This is a genomic window from Streptomyces marokkonensis (assembly GCF_039539045.1).
In the GTDB taxonomy this organism is placed as follows: domain Bacteria; phylum Actinomycetota; class Actinomycetes; order Streptomycetales; family Streptomycetaceae; genus Streptomyces; species Streptomyces marokkonensis.
The window spans coordinates 4,682-7,273 of the sequence record NZ_BAABCQ010000261.1 but is presented as its reverse complement, the minus strand read 5'-3'; the positions used below and the strand labels follow the sequence as shown (position 1 = coordinate 7,273).

Here is a 2,592-nt window from a genome sequence, read left to right as displayed (position 1 = left end):
TAGATGCCCTGTTTTCCGACGTGCACCTGCACGAAGCCCGATTTGAGGGCGCGGCGCTTCTCGGGAACACCGTGTTCAGGAACGCCCCCGGGCTGACACCTGAGCAACTGTCCCCGGCTGCTGTCGCCCCCGATACCGAGCTCCCGGCCCCCATTGCACGTGTGCTGAATCTTCACTCAGAGATCGAATCCATCCCCCGGCGCACTCTCGGCCACCAGGAACAGTGAACCGCTCGCACCGGCAGGCCGACGACTCAGGCCGGCCCGAGAGAGTCGTTCTCCCCCGTGCTGGTTGCTGAACGTCCGGAGGCGAATGCGAGGACAGCTGCCAGGACGGAGAGGGCGAGGAAGAGTCTGTGATGCGTGTGCCAGAAACCCCAGCTTTTCCCGCTGGAAGGACGTCGCGCGCTCCAACGCGAATCGTGCCCGCCAGGCCGAAGCATCGCCCCGCGCCAGCCGGTCGGGTCCCAGGGAGTGCGAGAGGGCCCGGATCGCGTGGATCCGGGCCCTCTTCAGCAGTAGCGGGGACAGGATTTGAACCTGCGACCTCTGGGTTATGAGCCCAGCGAGCTACCGAGCTGCTCCACCCCGCGTCGGTAGCCCCCACCGTACGCCATCACAGCAGGCACCGAAGACCATCGCCTGACGCAGGGCTTCTACGCGGCGAAGCCGACGTTGGTGACGTACTCGTACTGGCCCCACTGCGAACCGAGGTCGACGATCGTGTCCTGCCAGGCGGCGTCGAGGCTCTGGTGGTCGCCGGCCGCCCAGGAGCCGACGATGCGGTCCCAGCGGCGCACGTTCATCGTCCGGTACTCCACCACGCGCTGCAGCGGCTGCGGCACCTGGGACTGGTTGAGTGGGTGGATCTCCACTCGCGTACCGCGTCCGTCGCGGTTGAGGCGCCTGAGGAGATAGCGGGCGACGTTGTGACGGCGCGCCGCCCGGTACACCTGGTCGATGCGTTCCAGGTTGGCCTTGGAGGGGCGGCGTCTGCCCTCCAGCCAGGCCTTCAGCGTCCGGTGGGTCACGGTGAGTCCGGCGTCCTGCGCGGCCTTCAGGGTCTGGGTCGACTTCGTCAGGTAGTGCAGGCGCGCCATCCAGCCGCGCTTGGCGGTCACGGGAGTGGCGATGCCGCCCGCGAGTTCATCGAGTTTGCGCGCGACGGCGTCGCTGCCCTTGATGCCCCGGGCGCCGAACCTCCCGAAGTCGATGTTCTTCTCCGGCACTACTCCCCCTCGCCTTCGTGCTCAGCGTCGTCGGTTCCGGCGGTGTACGTGTCCTTGACCTTGACCTCGGTAACAGCTCGGCCTTCGGCGAAGACACGGCGCCAGTCACCGATGACGTGGAGTTCGTCGGTGCCCATCGCCCGGACGACGGCCAGGCCCTCGTCATGGGCCTTGAGTGCCTTGAGGCAGAGGTTGGCGAAGGCCTGGCTGCGGATGAGGTGCATCCAGTCCGGGCGGTAGAGCTCCCGGTTGTAGTTCGACTCCCCCATGGTGGAGACGAACTTCGAGTACATCGCCTTCACGTACTCCAGCGTCACCCTGTCGCCCTGCTCGATCGCCGTGTCGCGGGCGTCCTTCAGGGCGATACGGAACTTCTCCAGCAGGTTCTCCGTGGCCCCGGAGGTGTACGACTCGTGGATCTGAGGAGGCTCGCACAGCTGGTGCTTGGGGCCGGACAGGCGCAGCAGGAGGCGAAGCGTCGGCTCGGTGACCCACAGGGGGCCGGGCTCGTCCCGCTGGCCGATCGGGTTGGGCAGCACCGCCTCGTGCTCCCATTCGGGCGGGGTGATCAGGTGGACTCCGGAGCGGCGGCGGTCGTGGGCGAGGCCGGTGGAGTGCTCAAGCTGGCCCAGGGGGAGGTGCGTCTTGAGGGCGGAGAGGTAGGCGCCGTTGATGTCGAGCGCGGTCACCTGATGCCGGCCGAACGGGAGTTCGTGGCGGGTCCACTTGGGGCGGGCTTCCCAGATCTGGTCTGCGCCGCGCGCGGTCTGCTTCTTGAGGATGTCGGGGATCCAGGGGTGCGCGATCACGTCGTAGCGGGCGCCCTTACGGGTCTCGTCCAGCAGTCGCATCGCGTCCGGGATGGCCCGCTTCACCAGCGCCGCCGTGGCTGCGTCGACGTCGCCCCGGTGCTCGGCAAGCGCACCCTGCACGGCCTCGCGGATCAGGTCGACCGGGCCGGACGTCTCCTGGAACGCGTGGCGGGCCGGGCCCCTGGAACGCTCCGTCGCACGTGCCGGACGTGTCGTGCGCAGCGGCGCTTTCGAGGTGGGCGCGGTGGGCTGTCCGGCTGGTGGGGCAGCTGGGGCCCCGGTGGCGGTGGGCCGGCAGTCGGCCGGGGTCAGGTGCTGAGCGAACCCCGCCACGCGTTGTCCGGCGGGATGGCCGCACAGCACACAGGGCTCTGGGGCGACAAGCAGCTCCACATCGTCCCCGTCCTCGTCCTGGCCGAGGTCGGGCGTAGACAAAGGGGTGACAGTCGCGGCCGTGCCTGACGTGACGGGCTGCTCCGCAGCCGGCGCCGTCTCGGTCTCGGTCTCGGTCTCGGTCTCGGTCTCGGTCTCGGTCTCGGTCTCGGTCTCGGT

The 2,592-nt window shown here is 68.8% G+C and carries 3 protein-coding genes and 1 tRNA gene; 1 reads left to right on the top strand and 3 read right to left on the bottom strand.

Annotation, left to right across the window (positions count from 1 at the left end; translation table 11 throughout):
• Positions 1 to 227, top strand: a 227-nt coding sequence (locus ABEA26_RS34190; RefSeq protein ID WP_345597715.1) for a dihydrofolate reductase family protein, incomplete at its 5' end; no start/stop codon positions are given.
• A 291-nt stretch (positions 228 to 518) separates the two neighbouring features.
• Here ABEA26_RS34190 and ABEA26_RS34185 read toward each other — a convergent pair.
• From ABEA26_RS34185 to ABEA26_RS34175, 3 genes are all read right to left on the bottom strand, one after another.
• Positions 519 to 592, bottom strand: a tRNA-Met gene (locus ABEA26_RS34185).
• Positions 593 to 655: 63 nt separating this feature from the next.
• Positions 656 to 1,228, bottom strand: a complete 573-nt coding sequence (locus ABEA26_RS34180) for a transcriptional regulator (RefSeq protein ID WP_345597713.1) — start codon at positions 1,226 to 1,228, stop codon at positions 656 to 658.
• A partial coding sequence (locus ABEA26_RS34175; RefSeq protein ID WP_345597711.1) for a transcriptional regulator occupies positions 1,228 to 2,592 on the bottom strand: 1,365 nt, incomplete at its 5' end. The genes ABEA26_RS34175 and ABEA26_RS34180, both read right to left, overlap by 1 nt.